Raw genomic sequence first — 17412 nt, forward strand, 5'->3', positions numbered from 1 at the left:
TAATTCCCACCTTCGTTATCTCAGAACCGAGGCGCGAGGTATCTGAGATCTCGCTTTTCACCACCGTCAAAAACGAGATTCCTGATAAGTTCGTCCCTCACTTTCTGGAATGACGAAAGGTTACTCTGCCAGTTCTTTAACTTGTTCTACTTGCACGCTTTCTAAGTCGATTTCGCCGGAAAGCAATTTAGGAAGAAGAGTATCGCGTAGCTCTGAGAGAGACTTATTTTGTTCATTATTAGCGACCATCTTTTCAAACAGAGGAGTAACAATCTCTTCAAACTTCGCCAATACATCAGAGTCCGGATGACACACATTTGTTGAGTGTACAAAGTTACGATTTAGACTCGGTACTGCCGAACCAGAGTTTAAGGACTTTAGATCTAGTGAACGGAGTAAGTGGTAGGCATAATATGGCCCGCATGTTCTAAACTCTCGAACATAAAGCGTTGTATTTAGTGGCCAATACTTATCAAGAGATAGATATACATTCCCAATCACGCCACTTCGCCCAGTTATGATACCCGGAGGCTCCATTTTGAACTCATTGTGGGCACCATGATAACCGCCCGCAGCATAGACAGGATATTCCCCGTCTTGGCGTTTAGATTTTGGTAAGTCGAATCCCCTGTGGAGTTCAAACAGCTTTGATAATTCACCAACACCCCACCCCTCAGGAATCAAACCCAACTCAGACTCAACGAGCTTTTCTGGGAAAAGCGAGGCAACTTCTTTTGAAAGAAAAGGCGCATCCATCCCTTTTGGCTGTTCGCCATTCATTTTGGCTTTTACTGGGTCAAAATCGACAAACCAAGATTTGAACAACGTTTGCGCCATTTGCTCTAGGGTTTGGTTGATTTGGTTGTTGAGGGTGATTTTTTTATCTAGATCTCGTAAATGAGTAGCTAACTTATTCTGATATTTAGGGCACTTTGGAACAGATACCTTAGCTCTGTGAAGGTCATTCCTATTTACCCCGGGCACAGCACCTTTGTCCGTATAGTCTTTATAAGATACGGTTTTCAAATAGTAATAGATAAATAATGGATCATTCCCCTTAAAATCTTTTACATAAAGCGTTGTATTTAGAGGCCAAAAATCTTCTTCTATATAAAACACCTGCCCAATCGTGCCATATCGACCAGTTACAACACCCGGTGATTTTATTTTCACTTCATTATGTAAACCGGAATGCCCAGAAGATGAAACAACAGGTACACTTCCATTTATCCGCTTTGTTTTAGGAAGGTCATATCCACGTTTCAGCTCAATGACATCACCTAGCTCAGTATTTATCCATTCATTCCCCATAACCCAACGCCTCCAAATTACGGCGAATGGTTTTGTCTAACTCTTTGGATTGATTCATTTGGCTATATAGAGTTTGTGAAAGTTCACTCATCTTGGCTTCAAACGGAATGCCATCATCTTCCACGTCAGCTGCGCCAACATAGCGCCCCGGCGTCAGTACAAAATCATTAGCCTTGATATCAGCAATCGTCGCTGATTTGCTAAAGCCTGCTTGGTCTTGGTACTTATCTACTTTGCCATCACCTCGCTCAATACGCGCTTTGAGTTCTGCGTCATCACAGCGCCAAGCGTGGTAAGTGTCGGCAATTAGAGCGATGTCGCCTTTAGTCAGCTCTTTATTGGTGCGGCTAATCATGGTGCCCATTTCACGAGCATCAATGAACAGAGTCTCTTTTTGGCGGTTACGGAAACCTTTGGTGGTGTTTTCGGTTTTGTCTTTAGTGATAAACCAAATACATACAGGGATCTGCGTAGTAAAGAACAGCTGCCCCGGCAAAGCGATCATACATTCAACGCGATCGTTCTCGATTAGCTGCTGGCGGATCTCGCCTTCACCAGACGTATTTGAACTCATAGAGCCATTCGCCAATACAAAACCAGCCGTGCCTGTTTCACTTAGCTTAGAGAGCATATGCAAAATCCAACCGTAGTTGGCATTGCCTGTTGGCGGGGTGCGATAGCCAGCAAAGCGCGCATCGTCGGTTAGCTCGGCTTCATTACGCCAACCTTTAAGGTTAAACGGCGGGTTCGCCATGATGTAATCGGCTTTCAAGTCTTTATGCTGGTCAGCAAAAAAGGTATCGGCTGCACGCTCACCCAAATTGCCTGATAAGCCGCGAATGGCTAAGTTCATCTTCGCCAGTTTATAAGTGGTCGAGGTCAACTCTTGACCATAAATAGCAATATCTTTGGTGCGCCCTTCGTGCTCTTTAATGAATTTTAAAGACTGAACAAACATACCGCCCGAGCCACAAGCCGGATCGTATATTTTGCCTTGGAAAGGCTCTAGCATTTCAGCTAACAGTGTTACCACTGACTTAGGCGTATAGAACTCGCCACCACCTTTGCCTTCGGTTGCTGCAAATTTACCTAGGAAGTATTCATAAACACGACCGACTAAATCTTCTTCGCTCATGTCGCATTCGTTCGCCAGCGTGTCGATGTTTTCAATGCTGTCGATAAGTGACGCCAGCTTTTTCACTTCCAAACCTTGGCGCGAGAAGTAGTTGTCTGGCAGGGCGTCTTTTAAGCTAGGGTTGTTTTTTTCGATAGTCGATAAAGCGGTATCGATGATGATAGCGATATCATCTTGCTTAGCGCGCGCTTTAACAAATGACCAACGCGCATCTTCTGGCAAAAAGAAGATGTTGTCTTGTTGGTAGAACTCTTTCATCTCAACAAAAGCTTCTTGCCCATCGTCTATCATCTTCTGACGGCGTGCTTCAAACTTGTCGCTGATGAACTTTAAGAACACAAGACTTAATACCACGTGTTTGTATTCAGATGACTCAACACTGCCACGCAACTGATTAGCGGTATCCCAAAGGGTCTCTTCAAAGCCTTTGGTCGCTTTTTTAGCTTTTGACGCGGGCTTAGCTGTTGAAGCAGGTTTCTTGTTAGCGGGTGCTTTTGCCATGTTCTTAATTACTCGAATAATGTAGGACTTGGCTCTTAACAGCAGAGCCAAGATTTATTGCGTGGTATTGTATCGTAAATGCGACTTTTTGCATTGATTAAGAGTTACTTATGATAAATAAATAGCAACTAAATTTGGGTAACTTCTCCCGTAATTTCAATATGTTTTTCAACGCTAATTGGAAACTCTTCAGTACTGAAAACCACTAACTTTTGCCCAGCTCTAGTCATTGCTACATAAAGTTTACGCATTGATTCTTGCAATACTTCTTCTCTTTCCGAATCACTCAACTCTAGATTCTTAGGCTGGTTAATTATTTGACCACAACCAAGAACGAACACCGTACCAGACTCCATACCCGTACAACTATTGATATTAAGTAGCCTAATTTTGCTGCCTACGTTATCCGCTAACTCTTTGGAGTTGTTGTAGTTAATGACCTTGTTTGAACCAATACGTTTTTCAATGTCTTGCTTTAGCGACCATGGATTATACTCTGGGCTACATAAAACCATGATCTGATGAAGAGCGACTGTTCCCGACAGCACCAGGGCTGCGAGTTCGTTCAGGAACCTCTTTTTCTCATCTTGAGCATTTCGAGAATATATAATTTGGGGTTTGTGTCCTCTTGCCATTTTTTCATAGTCAGGCTTCACGTAATCTTCAGGGCTTCCTTCGAGATCATCGAGCAGAGCGTTCGCAGCGACCATTATTTCATAAGTCGTTCTGTAAGAATGATTCAAACGCTTAGTGCGCCCTCGAACATTCAAACCTACGCTCTTCCAGCTTAAACGGCTTTTTAAGAAACCTTGGTTGGGATCAGCACAAATAAATAATTGTCCCCCCGGCGTCAATGAGCGTTTAATTAACTGTAACCAAGATGGCGCGAAGAATTGAGCCTCATCAAGCAGTATGTGATCAAACTGTTCAAGAGGCTTGTCTGATAACGCAACTTCCTTAATATACAAACTCGGTAGGTATTTCTTAACCGACGACAACCGAGCAGAAAAATCAACATATAGCTGCCAAATATGTTCTCGCTGACTTTTTTGTAGTGCAAACCCACGACCCTGTCGATCGAATTCCAAGTACTCTTCTTTGTCTTTAATTAAATAGTCATTGATGTACTCTAGTTCGGACCAAATCTGCTCATCTGTTAACGATAGTTGCGTGTAAGCTTCATTTTTATCACTTAAAACGGTCTTCTTTTCTTCTTTCATATTCGCATCGCCAAATACTGGCTTAACACGCTGATGGCTTTTACTGTACTGCTTTAGCGCAAACGAGTGAAAGGTGGTAATTTCAAGGTTATCAGGTTTACCTTTAAGCCAGGTTTCGAACCTGTACTTAATATCTTCCGTCACTGGCTTATTGTGTATCGCAAGAAGGACCTTTTTTTCCGGGTATTTTTTACAATACAAAACTGCACGATTAATTAAAATCAGAGTTTTCCCACTCCCAGCGACCCCATTTATCAACCTTACTGAAATGTCTTCCTGACCTTCTTCTTCAGAATCGACAGACTCAACCATATCTAGCCTAGTAGCCAATTCTTGATCGTAATCTAAAAAAAATGGGAGCAGCTTTGCGGTATTGTCTACGGAGGCTTTTCCTCGACGAGTACTACACTGTGCGGGAATAACCGACTCTGGAAAAAACGTGCGCTTGATTCGTGAATGTGAATCGATTGTAAACTCGGTTAGTGCGGCGTGGATTAGTTTTTCACCACGCTCAATAAACGTTTTGTTCTCAATTATTTGTACATAATCAGAGAAAGAACTATCAACTTGGAGAGAACCGTCAATTGGGAAAGTACTTTCTTCTTCCACAATCATATTATCGACGACAGCTAGATACTGAATAGGCTTTAAACCTAACGTCAACATCGAGTCATTAAACTTCAACAATTTAGAAAGACTAATACTATCTGGTTTCTCTGAATGGACTCCAACAAACACCCAACTATTGCAAGGCCCCTCAATAATACAAGGAGCAACTTGTAGAGACTCTAATAATGACTCACGAATAAAAAATTCGTCATTGAGTTTATTGAATACCTTTTTGAAATGACGTCGATGCTTGCGGTCTAAGCCTGTAATCGTATCTATATGTGCCATTAATCTACTTCCACCTTATAACAGTGACGAACCAGAGATTTATAATCTTCAATGTTTTGTCGCACCTTAGGATCATCCACCTGTTGCAGCATGCCTTCTGGGATTTCGGGACCTACAATCACCAACTTAGTCTGGGGTCTAGTAATGGCGACATTGAGACGTTCCGCTTGGAAAAAGAATTCAGCGATAGCGCTAATGTATTGCGGATCTGAGGAGCAGAATGAAACTATAATCATTTCCCGCTCTTGGCCTTGCATCCTTTCCACAGTATCCGTTACCACTAATTTTGATCCAAATATCCCTAACTTATCCTGAAGGCAAGACTTTAGAGCTTTGGCATGACCCCGAAACGGTGTAACGACACCTATCTCTTCAGCAGATAGACCCGCTTCAACAGCCGCGGTTATCAAATCGGCCACTAACGCCGCTTCTTTTCTATTTACACTTCGGGCATTGACCCCTGGAGTTTTTATGAATACAGAAGGCCGATTGCTAGAGAGGACCTCAGAATACTTGTGAGGTTTTTTAGGTAGAGAAAATGATGACAGCGTTGGTGGTCTTTTCGATTCTAATTCGCCCTTGTAATAACAGTTACTAGGCCATTCAGTTAAGGCTGGAGACATCCGATAAGTTTGGCTTAACAATACCGAAACCTTTTCATTGCCAAGAATCATCTTAGAGAAAGCCGAACTGTCCTCAAGAACGGATTGAGAAAGTATCACAGGAGGAAGCTGCTTATGATCCCCAACGAATACAAATCGACACCCTTTTCTCATTGCCATTAACGCCAATGGAACGGTAATTTGGCTGGCTTCGTCAAAAATAATGGTGTCGAATGTAAAGCTTTCAAGTCGCTCACTACAGGTAGCAAAAGGTGTCGCACCAATCACATACCCAGTGTCCGGTATATCTTCCCATTTTGATGCGTATTCAAAATGCTGAACCTTATCACTCAGTGATTTCTTACCGCCACTCGCACAAATTTTTGCAACAGGAACCCCTTCCTCTACAATTTTATTGAGTGCATTATTGATCGCCATGTGGGTATGAGAAGTCATGAAAACTCTCTGCCCTGCCTCTACAAGAAGCTTGGCGATAATACTAATAACTTTTGTTTTACCCGTTCCGGGAGGACCTTGAATACACGCTAAGTATTTAGAACCGACACCAAGCCCAACAGCTTCACTCTGCTTTTCATTTAATCCTCGAGATTCGGCATAATCCGCAGCGTCATCAAAGTCTTCGTCATAAATCGTTTCCGTATTCAAATGTCCGGAAAGCATAGGTAGCAATACGTCTCTGCCGACTTTAGATGTTGCTACATCAACCAAAGCTTTGTCATAAAACGGTTTTAAGTCCATGCCTGTAGGGTCGGCATAACAGCCTTCACTTAGTTGTGGAAGTAAGCTTTGATCTACTTTGACTTTGAGCAACCACTCTCCATCGTTTTCAGCTTCAATAGCTACTTGGTCAAATACCTTATGGTTACTTGGGTCGCCAAGATGCAAACAAATCATGTCGCCTTCTCTAAAGCGTGATTCGTTATCACCTAATACGACTTCCAGATGATTAGACCCGGAACACCTTACTGACTCTATTCGTTGAGTTTCGCCTTTTAATAGTTTTTCTTCTAAAGGTTTCTTCCAAATTTCTAGAAGGTTTTCCATGCTAGCTTCATGTTCTGCATACACAAAAGCTTGTAATTCTTTTAATACCGGAGTGAGTTCCATACCTAGCTTACCAACGTGAATTTGTACTCAAAAATGAGAATATTCATCAATACGAATAAACTATACCTTATTTTTTGAACGGCCATCACGTCAACTACACATTAGCTAAATTGTTAATTACATCCATTAGTAGACAAAGATCATCCGATATTCTCAATCAATTTCAATGAGTAACAGTGGTTTCTAAGAGGAGGATGAGGAAGTATGGTTACTGATGAAGCCTAAAATTGAATAATTTTTGGGGCTTATCTTCTGACTTTTGTTAATAAGTTCCCTAAGTTTGCATTACATAAAGCACTATGAGCAAAACATAACATGAGCATAGCCACCCCTATGGTTATACGTCACTCTCACGTTCGAACATAATTAAATCTGACACATCACAATCAAAGTACTGACACAAGGCATCAAGAGTTTTTGTGGTTGTAGTGTACCCTTCATCTCGGATCATTTTCGCCATGGCCGAACGCTGAATACCTATTTCGGCAGCAATTTGAGCTCCAGAGATCTTCCGTCCCTCTTCCGCTGATTTTTTATCTATAAATTCCTTTAAGTTATATCTAATCACACATCAATTCCTAAAAGATATAATAATGTGTCTTGATTGGTCACCACGCGGTCACAAATCGAGTTTGAGAGATATGAGTCACTTAGCCCATCCAATAATTATTCAACGGGGAGGCAGACAAGAATGATGCTATTTAAGGTACTTTCCAGAAACGCAGACACAAAAAAGCCCACGCTAGGTGGGCTTTTTGCTTGTTCAGAAAGAACGAATTTGGTGCCCGCTACTGGACTCGAACCAGTGACACCTTGCATGTCATGCAAGTACTCTAACCAACTGAGCTAAGCGGGCGATGTTCTAGTTTCTTATTACTACCATTGTGACAAACTCAATAGTTATGCAATAAAAACAAATAAGGAATGGTGCGTCCGAGTGAACTCGAATCACCGACCCCCGCCATGTCAAGGCGGTACTCTAACCAACTGAGCTACGGACGCATTCCCTTAGAACGCCAACGATGATATCCATGATAAACAGATGGTGCAAGTATTAACTGGCATCTTGCGATTCGTTTGCTCACTTTGCAATCAAAGACATAACAACATGTCGATTTTACACCCAGATTATCGTCAAACCGCTGAAAAACAAAGTTTAGTTAGAAAAAATTCTAATCCTTGATGACAACCAATTAACTAACCTAATGTGTTCAATTTGGGATTTTTGTTGTCTATACCGTTTTTCTTGGCCTTTACAGTAACCATACAGGTATAGATCAATGCCTATATTTAGTGTCAAAAATTTTGCTTGCCCATTGGGTTACCGTAGTATTTTGATCATTATAAGTGAAAGGCACGCAGAGGCTTTGTAACTCACTGAAATACATCATTCATAAAAATCACCACGATTTTGTAATCGTCGTCATCGAATTACTAGGCCGCAATGACTAAATTCGGATTTTTCATATAAAGTGGCCGGGTTATTACCAACATACATAAATACGATAGCACTCTATAGTCGAAAAACATCAGCTACAATTAATCTCCCTCAAGAGCAGCAATCTATAAGCAATTCAAAACCCAACCCCACACATCATAGCTATTTTGAATACATACAGCACAGTAATACATAATGAAATTTGCATAATGGCAAAGCGCGCCTATATTCATAACCTGTAGGAATCAATAATCTAAATTCAATGCTATACGTGAATTTATGGTTTGCGATAAATACAAGTGTGAAAAATAGGGAATAAATTATGAAAAAATCACATATCGCCATTGCAGTGGCGAGCATACTATCGACATCTGCCGTATCGGCGGCGACCATTTATGAGACAGATGAAACAGTATTCAATATCGGCGGCCGCGCAGAAGTTCGAGGGAATTTCTCTGATGCGAATAAAAGTGCTGGTAATAGTAGCACCTATAGTGATAGATCACGTGTCCGCTTAAGTGTCGATGGCACACAAAAAGCGTCGGACGATGTTTCCTTTTTTGGGAAATATGAATTCGAACTAACAGAGTCTGAAGATGGCGCATCAGATGATATCGGCATTAACACTCGATTCTTATATACGGGTGTTCAAACCAATCACGGTAACGTCTATTATGGCCACCAAAATAATGCCGTTACCTACTTAACCGATTGGACGGATATGGCTGAAACCTTCAGCGGCTATATCAATGAATACACGGTGTCGACTGCTGATCGAGCAAAAAATGTTTTACGTTATGAAGTGACAAGCGACAACATCACCTTTCAAATTGATGGCAATTTCAATTCAGATAGTGAATCAGCACAAAGTGACGGCTTCGGTGCAGTTGTCGCCGGCAGCACTTCGATTGGGTTAGATATTGGCGTCGGTTATGCGTCAAGTGATGAAACCTATGGCGTTGGGACAGATACAGAAACTTCTGATGCCTATATTGGTGCGGTTAAGTACACCAACGATCAGGGGGTTTGGTTCGCCGCACTCTATCAATTTGGTAGTATTTCAGGTCTAGGCGTAAAAGATTCAGACTACGATTCTGCCGATGCTTACTTGGGATACTCGTTTGGTGCCAACAACGTCAACCTGACCTACAGCTACTTTGAAGCTGACGATATTGCAGATTACGACATTAACTTTATCGGTCTAGAATACGCACGTTATATTGGCGATGTGGCCTTCTTTGGTAGTTATAAGTTTAACATGTTAGACGAGGGCGAAGGTGGGCAAGGCGATAACGACGAAGATGAGCTACAGCTCGGTATGCGTTACGCGTTTTAGTCTAAACCAATCCACTTAATATTAGTAAAGCCGAGCATAATCAATGCTCGGCTTTTTAGTTTGTATAACTTATTCGTATCTAAGCGATTGAATGGAGTCCAACCGGATGCATTACTATCGATACCAACTATTCTTCAACATCGAATACAACGTTGTAGTTTTCGGTATAGGTGCAGTTTGGCTGGCGGCTACAAGTGAAGAAGCGTCGGCCTTTGTAATCGCCTTGGCTTGCCAGTTTGATGATCATTGGGCTACCACACTTCTTACAAAATCGCACTTCTTTTGATGGCTCGATTAAATCGATGTGTGCTGCCAGTAACCTCTTCAAACGGCTCACTTGGTAGCTGTGTTTAATAGATGCACCAATCAGAGGTAAACCTGCCGATTTACACACGTGAATTAGTAGCTTTTCGCGATCGACTTTCCCTTTATTGAGCTCTTTGCCGTTATCAAGTTCGATAATAACGCGGGGCTCTAGCGTTCGCGGGTCGCAAACAACAAAGTCGAAGTAACTACGTGAGATCTTGTTGTTGGCGATAAACCAATTCTTCTTATTGTTCGTCTTAGCAGGAACAAGTACGTTCGACATGCTGACTTTAGCAAACACTTCCCCATGGTTGCCCACAGCTGATTTTAGCGCATTATAGAATGTCGCCTGTTGCGCCGACATCAACGCGCCTTTCTTCTGATAAGCGTGGTCTTTGGTGTCATCGTGTTTCACCACATACTTTTGAATAAAGTAAAAGAACACAACCAGAACAATTACAACGATAAAGATATTAGTCATTTTCCAACACAATCAAGTCTGTATAGGGATTAAGAGAGTAGCTAGCGTATGTAGAAAAGCATCACCTGGCAAGCAAAAGAGCGAGAGTTGCCAACCAGAATCACGACCTTTGAGCGCAGTGCCCAACGAGAGGTCGCTCCTTCGCTAGACACACCTCTCTTATTTTGATAATTAAATCATCAATTACACTCTAGATTGATTTAGATCAATTTACCTAGATTTGTGATCAACTAGTCTGAAAAACGTTAGGTAAATGTTAATAAGGAAATTGATATGGAACTTAAACAAGACCCAAGATGTTATACCGACGTATGCGTAGATGGTAAATGGTTCCACTATGACCACTGCGGAACCCAAGCCTACATGTTAAAGGGAGGAGCTTCGGCTGTGATTGAACTCGCTAGCGAACCAGCGACAGAAGGCGAATTGGTTGAAATGCTTCAAGGTGTCGCTAAGTAACCCACCAAGCCAAATCACAGTATGAATTAAGCGAATAAGAGTAAATAGCCGTATTAGTTCAGATAAGCACTCTTATTCGCTTAGTTATTGAAGTTCAGGTTTCTTGATTGCAGGGGATTAACTAAGTTTAGGAACTCAAATGATAACGACTTTATTGCGCCCTGACTGCTTAGCTTGATACAAAGCATCGTCTGCCGATTTCAAGTGTTTCTTATAGGTACGGCTATTCAACTGTTGCCCCGTTAGATGAGTTGTCGCACCAATCGATGTGGTTAATTCTAATGGGCCAGAATGCGTTTCAATCGCTCGGTCAGCGATCGCTTGCCTTATAAGCTTAAGCTCTTTATTAGGATCTTGATTCCCAGCCAGCAACAAAACAAACTCTTCCCCACCCCATCTTGCCACTACATCGTTTGTTGATAAGATTTTCTCTAAACGCTTAGCGACTTCCACCAGCACTTGGTCACCAATATCATGCCCATAAGTGTCATTAACTTGTTTGAAGCGGTCTAAATCTAGAATAGCGAGCGTATACCCAAACGACGACAAATGATGTGGCATCGGCTGAGTTAACCGTTGCTCTAAGTAACGCCTATTGTATAAGCCTGTCAGTTCGCATCTTGTTGATTGCTTAAGTAGTTCTTTGTTGGTCTTCTGGATCGAGCGTAACCTTATCAATAGTAACGTGGCGCTTATCATCACCATGATACCCAAAGCGACGACGATTCGATTCCGTAATTGCTGCTTATCTAATGTCAGCTCACCCAACTCTTTTTCTGCGTTAAGCAGTTCGTTTTCTTGAGCTAATGATGCCGTAGCGAAATCTTGCTCGAGTAAAAAGATATCACTCTGGCGCTTATCAAATAGCAGCGCTTTATTACCCTTGTAATAGAGCTTGAAGTAGCGAAGTGCGTTCTCGCTGTCGCCTCTCGAATCATAGTATTCAGCAAGTGTTCTTAAGCCGAGGACCTTCCAGCTGCGAGTCCCCACAACATCGAACATTGCAGACGATCGCTTTAGATCAGCAAAAACAAAATTATCTCGGTTCAAACCAATGTTCGCTAAGGCTCTATTTAGGTAACACTGCCCCAATTGAAGTGTGTATTTGTCCACGCCTGGGTATCTAAGACACAAGTTTGCGACTTGTCGTGCTGACTCAAAGTTCTTTTCCGCCAACAACACATCACTCTCTGCTTTTAATAGGATGATTTTGTATCGTTCACTCACGTTATCGCCATTTAGCTTAGCCGCACTTTGATATGCTTCTCGGCCTTTGACTAAATCACCACTGCGCAGATAAGCAAAAGACTCATTCACATGCAGCACGCCGATGGTAGACGCTTCGAGTAGTCCACTCTTGTAATAGAGCTTTTTGGCTCTTTTAATCAGCTTGAGCGCTTTAGGCCAGTCTTCCAAATAGATATAAAGCAGTGCCATATTTGACACTAATTTGCTGTTGTAGATGTGATGAGGGTACTTCTTACCAAGGTCTAAACCTTTATGGAAAAAGTATTGAGCTTCAGGAAAGTCATTGCGGATGTTATTGATGACACCAGCCGTGTTATAGGCCTTAATCAACAACTCTTCATAGTGAAGCGATTCTGCGATATCTATCGCAGCTCTGATTTGGATTTCAGATTCCGCTAGCTCACCCGTACTGATGTATTCGATCGCTAATTCAACGAGAGATTGGGCCTTTAACCAACCCATATGTTCGTGTTGTGCGAGTGCTTTAATCTGCCTGACGTATTCGGAAACCGCTTCGGTATCCAACTTATGTTGCGCGAGGTTGGACAAAATCATCAATTCGTAAGCACGATAGATGGCTTTATCTTGGTCTGGGAACTTGGCTTGGAGAGCCTCAAGTTGTAGGGAAGCTAAATTAGGGTCACCACGAGATACATCGAGAATATCGATCAACGCAGATCCATATTGAGAGAGTGATAACTCTTTCTCTGGACTATAAACACTCGGGTTTTCAGGGCGAATATGCTTTAAATCGTCGTCATAAGTTGGATAGAGCAAATACAGCCCCAGCACAATACTCATCAGCACCACGAAAAGGAATGAACCTAACACATTGTTTCTATTCATTTATCAGGGCCATTATTGATTGAATTCCAATTTTATTGACGTTTTTTTAAGAGCGGTCAAACATTATACCCGACAGATATACAGATTAAAATCCTGCGCACTGGTGGATCTGAATTGGTTTTTTCTCATTAATTAGAATAATCAGGCAACTTTCTTGATTTAACTCAGACAATCATCTACCTCATTGGCGTTATAGTGATTTTCCTGTTCCTACCTCCGCGGCTTCTTTTTGAACAAGCGGAAGCATAATGAGAATTAACAATGACCCAAATTAATGAACAACGTCTTGTAGAACATTTCTGCGATCTAGTGAAAATTGATAGTGAATCTCGTAACGAAAAAGCGATTGCTGAAGCCTTGGCTGAGCAACTCGGTGAACTAGGTTTTGAAGTTCACAAACTGGCGGTTCCTGAAGAAGTGTCTAATGGTTTCAACATCTACGCTCGTCTAGATGGCACTCTTCCAGGTAGCACAGTGTTCAGCTGCCACATGGACACAGTAACGCCAGGCATCGGCATTGAGCCAATCATCGAAGACGGTATCATCCGTTCAAAAGGCAACACAATTCTAGGTGGTGACGACAAGTCTGGTATCGCAGCTATCATGGAAGCGGTTCGTTGCATTAAAGCTGAAGGACAAGAGCACAAAACTATCGAGATTGCATTTACTGTATTCGAAGAAGGCGGTCTGTTCGGCTCTTTGAACTTCGATATGTCTTACATTCAATCTGAGCACGCAATCGTACTTGATACAGGCGGTCCAATTGGCACTATCGTAAACGCAGCGCCTGGCCAGCAGAAGATTGTTGCTAAAATCAAAGGTCGCCCTGCTCACGCTGGTTTAGCACCAGAAGAAGGCATCAGCGCAATTCAAGTTGCTGCAGACGCTATCACTAAGATGAACCTACTTCGTATCGATGAAGAAACGACAGCAAACGTTGGTATTGTTGAAGGTGGTCAAGCAACTAACATCGTAATGCCAGAGCTTAAAGTCGTGGCTGAAGCACGTTCTCTAAACGGCGAAAAGCTAACGGCTCAAGTTGAACATATGATCTCTACATTCCAAGAAAGTGCTAAGCAGTTCGGCGCTGAAGTAGAAATCGAATCAACTCGTGCTTACGATGCATTCGTTATTGCAGACGATCATCCGCACATTCTTTCTATCAAATCGGCGTTTGAGAAGCTTGGCGTCACAGCGAACACTAAACGCACTGGCGGCGGTAGCGATGCAAACAACTTCAACGCAAAAGGCCTGACTACAGTTAACCTTTCTACTGGTATGGCGAAAGTTCACACCACTGAAGAGTACATTGCAGTGAAAGACATGGTCGCAATCACTGAGTTTGTTGTGGCTTACGTAACGCAATAATCGAATCCATTAGTTAGGTAGTCACTTCTATCTAGCACAATGAAAAAAGCCGAGACATCATCACGATGCTCGGCTTTTTGTTGTTTAGGTGAACATAGAAGGTCGAACCTAAAACCCTCTACGCTTCCAGAATTGGCCTTCGTCTTTTGCTACTAGGTCGAATGTCTTGTCGGCGATGATGTTGCCTTTTAGCTCAACCGTCATGCGCCACTTTCCTAGCTTGTTCGAGACAGGAGCCCAGATAGTGTCACCTAAGTAGAAATCCCAGTCATTGTTACCGACATACTCCTCACCACCAAACGGTTCGAGCACTTCACCTTTGTCTGTGGTGATGTTTGGGTGATAAATGCAGTAACGGATCTTCTCACCTTTGGCTTTTTTGATATTCAGGATATAGCCAAACTCTACGTCGATTTCAGCATCAACGGTGGTGGTGAACTCTTGGATTTTTGGAAGATCTTTAGATTTTGAATCCCATGTGGAATAGATACCATAAGAAGTCATGTCGACCACAACAGAGCGCTTTGCCATTTCAATCGTTACCTTGAAGTTGTTCTATTAATTTAATTCTATTTGCCATTCAGCCACGCAAGCAGAAGAAGAACGAGGCTATTCTTGCCAGTCTTTCGCCATACGCTTAATTACTGAAGGTTCAATGTCGTGAATAGTGCCATATTGCTCTCGGCACACTTCGATAATTAATTCTGCTTTATATTTGCGTGCAAGTTGGCGGTAGGCTCTCATTTCCCAATGCTTAATAAAGGTATTTGAAACAACCACATCAAGCCCTTGCTTTAAGCCGTTTTCAGCTGTGTTTTGACACCACTCATGAGCTTGTTGCAGCTGCCTAGGATCAAAATGGTACTCACCTTGCTCATTCACATAATACATATCGGCTTCGACATGCAATGCATCGTAGGTTTTTGCTTTTGTTGATTTGCCAGAACCGGGCAACCCTCGAATGAGTATTAACTTCATCTGTCACTGTACAGGCTAATTTGAAAACATGAGTTTATCGTAAATAGTAACGAGTTGCTCTGATAACTGCCTCTGCTCAGCATCCGAAAACCAACTACTTACACAAGACTCCGATAACCACTGAATACAATGAGACTCCCCTCGAAGCGCAGGGATGGCTTCTGATAGAAAACACAAATAATTTACATCTATCCATTTTGCATATCGACAAGCGTATCAAACTACTATAGATTTAGATGTATAGACGTCTACATATCTAGCTTAGGGAGAAAGCTGTGCCTATTCGCATTCCAGACCAATTGCCAGCATCCGATGTTCTTCGTGAAGAAAACATCTTCGTTATGCCGTTATCAAGAGCATCGACACAGGAAATTCGTCCACTTCGAGTCTTGATCCTCAACCTAATGCCGAAGAAGATTGAAACTGAAACTCAATTTTTACGCCTACTATCGAACAGCCCATTGCAAGTGGATGTAGAGCTGCTGCGCATTGATGACCGACCAAGTAAAAACACACCGACTGAACACCTTGATAACTTTTATCGCCAATTTGAAATGGTCAAAGGCAGAAACTTTGATGGATTGATCATCACTGGTGCGCCGCTTGGCTTGGTTCAATTTGAAGATGTGATCTACTGGGACCATCTGAAAACCATCATGGAATGGGCAAACAAGCACGTTACTTCAACTCTATACGTGTGTTGGGCGGCTCAGGCTGGTTTGAAATTACTCTATGATTTGCCAAAACGCACTCGAAAAGAGAAGCTGTCTGGTGTTTACAACCACGAGATACATAACCCATACCACCCTATTTTACGTGGCTTCGACGATACATTCTTGGCTCCGCACTCTCGCTATGCGGACTTCTCTCAAGAGTACTTAGCGGAGCATACTGACCTTGATGTTCTTGCGACTTCGGATGTTGCGGGCGTATACCTAGCGGCGACTAAAGATAAACGGAACGTGTTTGTCACCGGTCACCCTGAGTACGACTCTCACACACTTCACAATGAGTACATTCGAGATTTGGGTGAAGGCATGGAGCCTGTGATACCAATCAACTACTACCCGAATAACAATCCAGACAACAAACCGGTTGCAAGCTGGCGCAGCCACGGACACTTGTTGTTCTCAAACTGGCTAAACTACTGCGTTTACCAACAAACGCCTTACGATCTGGATCATTTCAGCGAAGACAACTTTACCAAAGACGATTAAGTTCTTTCTTCCGATTCACAAACACATAAACCGTGTTCAGTATGTTGTTGATAAAACGACGAATTGGACGCGGTTTTTTTATGGTGTGTGGGTCGCATTCCATGATAGATTTACGACTTCAATGGGTTTGATTTCATATGATGGGTTGGTGTTCATAAGGAGCTTCACATGCCTGCCAAGCCATCATTTTCAAATCCGATTTCGTTGTCCCGCCCTCTTTCGTTATCAAGTGTGGTACTACTTGCCTCGCTTTCCTTGGCCGGTTGTGTCTCTGTCACTGAAGGACCGCCAAAGATTGAAAGTGATCCTATCGCGATGTCTGAATCTCGAATCGAATTAGGTTTGGGCTATATGGGACAAGGCAATATGGTGAGAGCGCGTGAAAACCTTGAGCTCGCGATTAAACACGCACCTAGCTACTACCGTGCTCGGCTTTCAATGGCGCATTACTACGAACAAGTGGGTGAAGTAGATGAAGCGAGAAGCACTTACCGCAAAGCACTCAGTCTTGATTCAAGAAATGGCAATGTATTGAACAACTACGGTACCTTCTTGTGTAAACAGGGCGAATACGAACAAGCCGATAATTACTTCAATCGCGCCATCGACCAACCCTACTACTACTTGGTGTCTGCAAGTTATGAAAACGCCGCGTTTTGCGCATTTAAGGCTGGCAATACCGACCAAGCGAAGTACTACTTCAGCAGAGCGATTGACCACGATCCAAACCGCGTAAAATCGATACTACAGTTATCAAAAATTGAAGTGAGTGACGCCAATTACAATGACGCTCGAATCCGTTTATTCAAATTCCACCAGCGTTATGGCTATCAAATTCCATCGCTTAAAATCTTGGTCGATCTCGAAAACAAAGCAGGTAACAAAGCTCTAGAGCAGAAATATCAGAGTAAGTTAGATGAGTTGCTTTCTGCTTAGATTAT

Annotated in this window: 14 protein-coding genes and 2 tRNA genes; 5 read left to right on the plus strand and 11 right to left on the minus strand. The window is 42.5% G+C overall.

Features of this window, described 5'->3' with window-relative positions:
- Positions 1 to 120: 120 nt before the first annotated feature.
- From AB4583_RS10890 to AB4583_RS10920, 7 genes are all read right to left on the minus strand, one after another.
- Positions 121 to 1311: a restriction endonuclease subunit S gene (locus AB4583_RS10890; protein WP_372117303.1), complete on the minus strand. Its 1191-nt coding sequence runs from the start codon at positions 1309 to 1311 to the stop codon at positions 121 to 123.
- Positions 1301 to 2947 (minus strand): N-6 DNA methylase, encoded by a 1647-nt coding sequence (locus AB4583_RS10895; protein ID WP_372117305.1) that lies wholly within the window; start codon positions 2945 to 2947, stop codon positions 1301 to 1303. The genes AB4583_RS10890 and AB4583_RS10895 overlap by 11 nt, the downstream gene beginning before the upstream one ends.
- Positions 2948 to 3075: 128 nt before the next feature.
- Positions 3076 to 5064 carry a UvrD-helicase domain-containing protein gene (locus tag AB4583_RS10900; protein WP_372117307.1) on the minus strand — a complete coding sequence of 663 codons (1989 nt, stop codon included), beginning with the start codon at positions 5062 to 5064 and terminating at the stop codon, positions 3076 to 3078.
- Positions 5064 to 6794 (minus strand): AAA domain-containing protein, encoded by a 1731-nt coding sequence (locus AB4583_RS10905; protein WP_017068298.1) that lies wholly within the window; start codon positions 6792 to 6794, stop codon positions 5064 to 5066. Before AB4583_RS10905 ends, AB4583_RS10900 begins: the two co-directional genes overlap by 1 nt.
- 337 nt (positions 6795 to 7131) lie before the next feature.
- Positions 7132 to 7362: a helix-turn-helix domain-containing protein gene (locus tag AB4583_RS10910; RefSeq protein ID WP_372051523.1), complete on the minus strand. Its 231-nt coding sequence runs from the start codon at positions 7360 to 7362 to the stop codon at positions 7132 to 7134.
- Between the two features lie 211 nt (positions 7363 to 7573).
- A tRNA-Val gene (locus AB4583_RS10915) sits at positions 7574 to 7650 on the minus strand.
- A gap of 69 nt (positions 7651 to 7719) precedes the next feature.
- Positions 7720 to 7796: transfer RNA gene (locus AB4583_RS10920), tRNA-Val, on the minus strand.
- 758 nt (positions 7797 to 8554) lie between these two features.
- Here AB4583_RS10920 and AB4583_RS10925 point away from each other — a divergent pair.
- Positions 8555 to 9568: a porin gene (locus tag AB4583_RS10925; protein ID WP_372117310.1), complete on the plus strand. Its 1014-nt coding sequence runs from the start codon at positions 8555 to 8557 to the stop codon at positions 9566 to 9568.
- A 127-nt stretch (positions 9569 to 9695) separates the two neighbouring features.
- Here the strand turns inward: AB4583_RS10925 and AB4583_RS10930 are convergent, their stop codons facing one another.
- Positions 9696 to 10355, minus strand: coding sequence for a DUF2726 domain-containing protein (locus tag AB4583_RS10930; RefSeq protein WP_017065541.1), 660 nt, complete (start codon positions 10353 to 10355; stop codon positions 9696 to 9698).
- A gap of 273 nt (positions 10356 to 10628) precedes the next feature.
- Between AB4583_RS10930 and AB4583_RS10935 the strand changes: the two genes are divergently transcribed.
- Positions 10629 to 10814, plus strand: coding sequence for a hypothetical protein (locus AB4583_RS10935; protein ID WP_017059179.1), 186 nt, complete (start codon positions 10629 to 10631; stop codon positions 10812 to 10814).
- A gap of 135 nt (positions 10815 to 10949) precedes the next feature.
- On the opposite strand, the gene AB4583_RS10940 is transcribed toward AB4583_RS10935, so the two are convergent.
- Positions 10950 to 12908, minus strand: a complete 1959-nt coding sequence (locus AB4583_RS10940; RefSeq protein WP_372117312.1) for a diguanylate cyclase domain-containing protein — start codon at positions 12906 to 12908, stop codon at positions 10950 to 10952.
- 261 nt (positions 12909 to 13169) lie between these two features.
- Here AB4583_RS10940 and AB4583_RS10945 point away from each other — a divergent pair, with 261 nt between their 5' ends.
- The gene (locus tag AB4583_RS10945) at positions 13170 to 14276 is read left to right on the plus strand and encodes a M20/M25/M40 family metallo-hydrolase (protein WP_017059177.1); all 1107 of its coding nucleotides are present in this window, start codon (positions 13170 to 13172) and stop codon (positions 14274 to 14276) included.
- Positions 14277 to 14384: 108 nt separating this feature from the next.
- Here AB4583_RS10945 and AB4583_RS10950 read toward each other — a convergent pair whose 3' ends face one another.
- On the minus strand, positions 14385 to 14807 hold the full coding sequence (locus tag AB4583_RS10950) for a DUF3859 domain-containing protein (protein ID WP_371721610.1): 423 nt from the start codon (positions 14805 to 14807) through the stop codon (positions 14385 to 14387).
- Between the two features lie 78 nt (positions 14808 to 14885).
- Positions 14886 to 15254 carry an ATP-binding protein gene (locus AB4583_RS10955; RefSeq protein ID WP_017068289.1) on the minus strand — a complete coding sequence of 123 codons (369 nt, stop codon included), beginning with the start codon at positions 15252 to 15254 and terminating at the stop codon, positions 14886 to 14888.
- A gap of 275 nt (positions 15255 to 15529) precedes the next feature.
- Here AB4583_RS10955 and metA point away from each other — a divergent pair, with 275 nt between their 5' ends.
- Both metA and pilW read left to right on the plus strand, forming a co-directional pair.
- Positions 15530 to 16471 (plus strand): homoserine O-succinyltransferase, encoded by a 942-nt coding sequence (gene metA / locus AB4583_RS10960; protein ID WP_017059174.1) that lies wholly within the window; start codon positions 15530 to 15532, stop codon positions 16469 to 16471.
- Between the two features lie 168 nt (positions 16472 to 16639).
- The gene (pilW, locus tag AB4583_RS10965; RefSeq protein ID WP_372117314.1) at positions 16640 to 17407 is read left to right on the plus strand and encodes a type IV pilus biogenesis/stability protein PilW; all 768 of its coding nucleotides are present in this window, start codon (positions 16640 to 16642) and stop codon (positions 17405 to 17407) included.
- Positions 17408 to 17412 lie beyond the last annotated feature (5 nt).

Origin of the sequence: Vibrio sp. 10N.222.49.C12 (assembly GCF_041475025.1) — a bacterium.
Lineage (GTDB): Bacteria > Pseudomonadota > Gammaproteobacteria > Enterobacterales > Vibrionaceae > Vibrio > Vibrio crassostreae_C.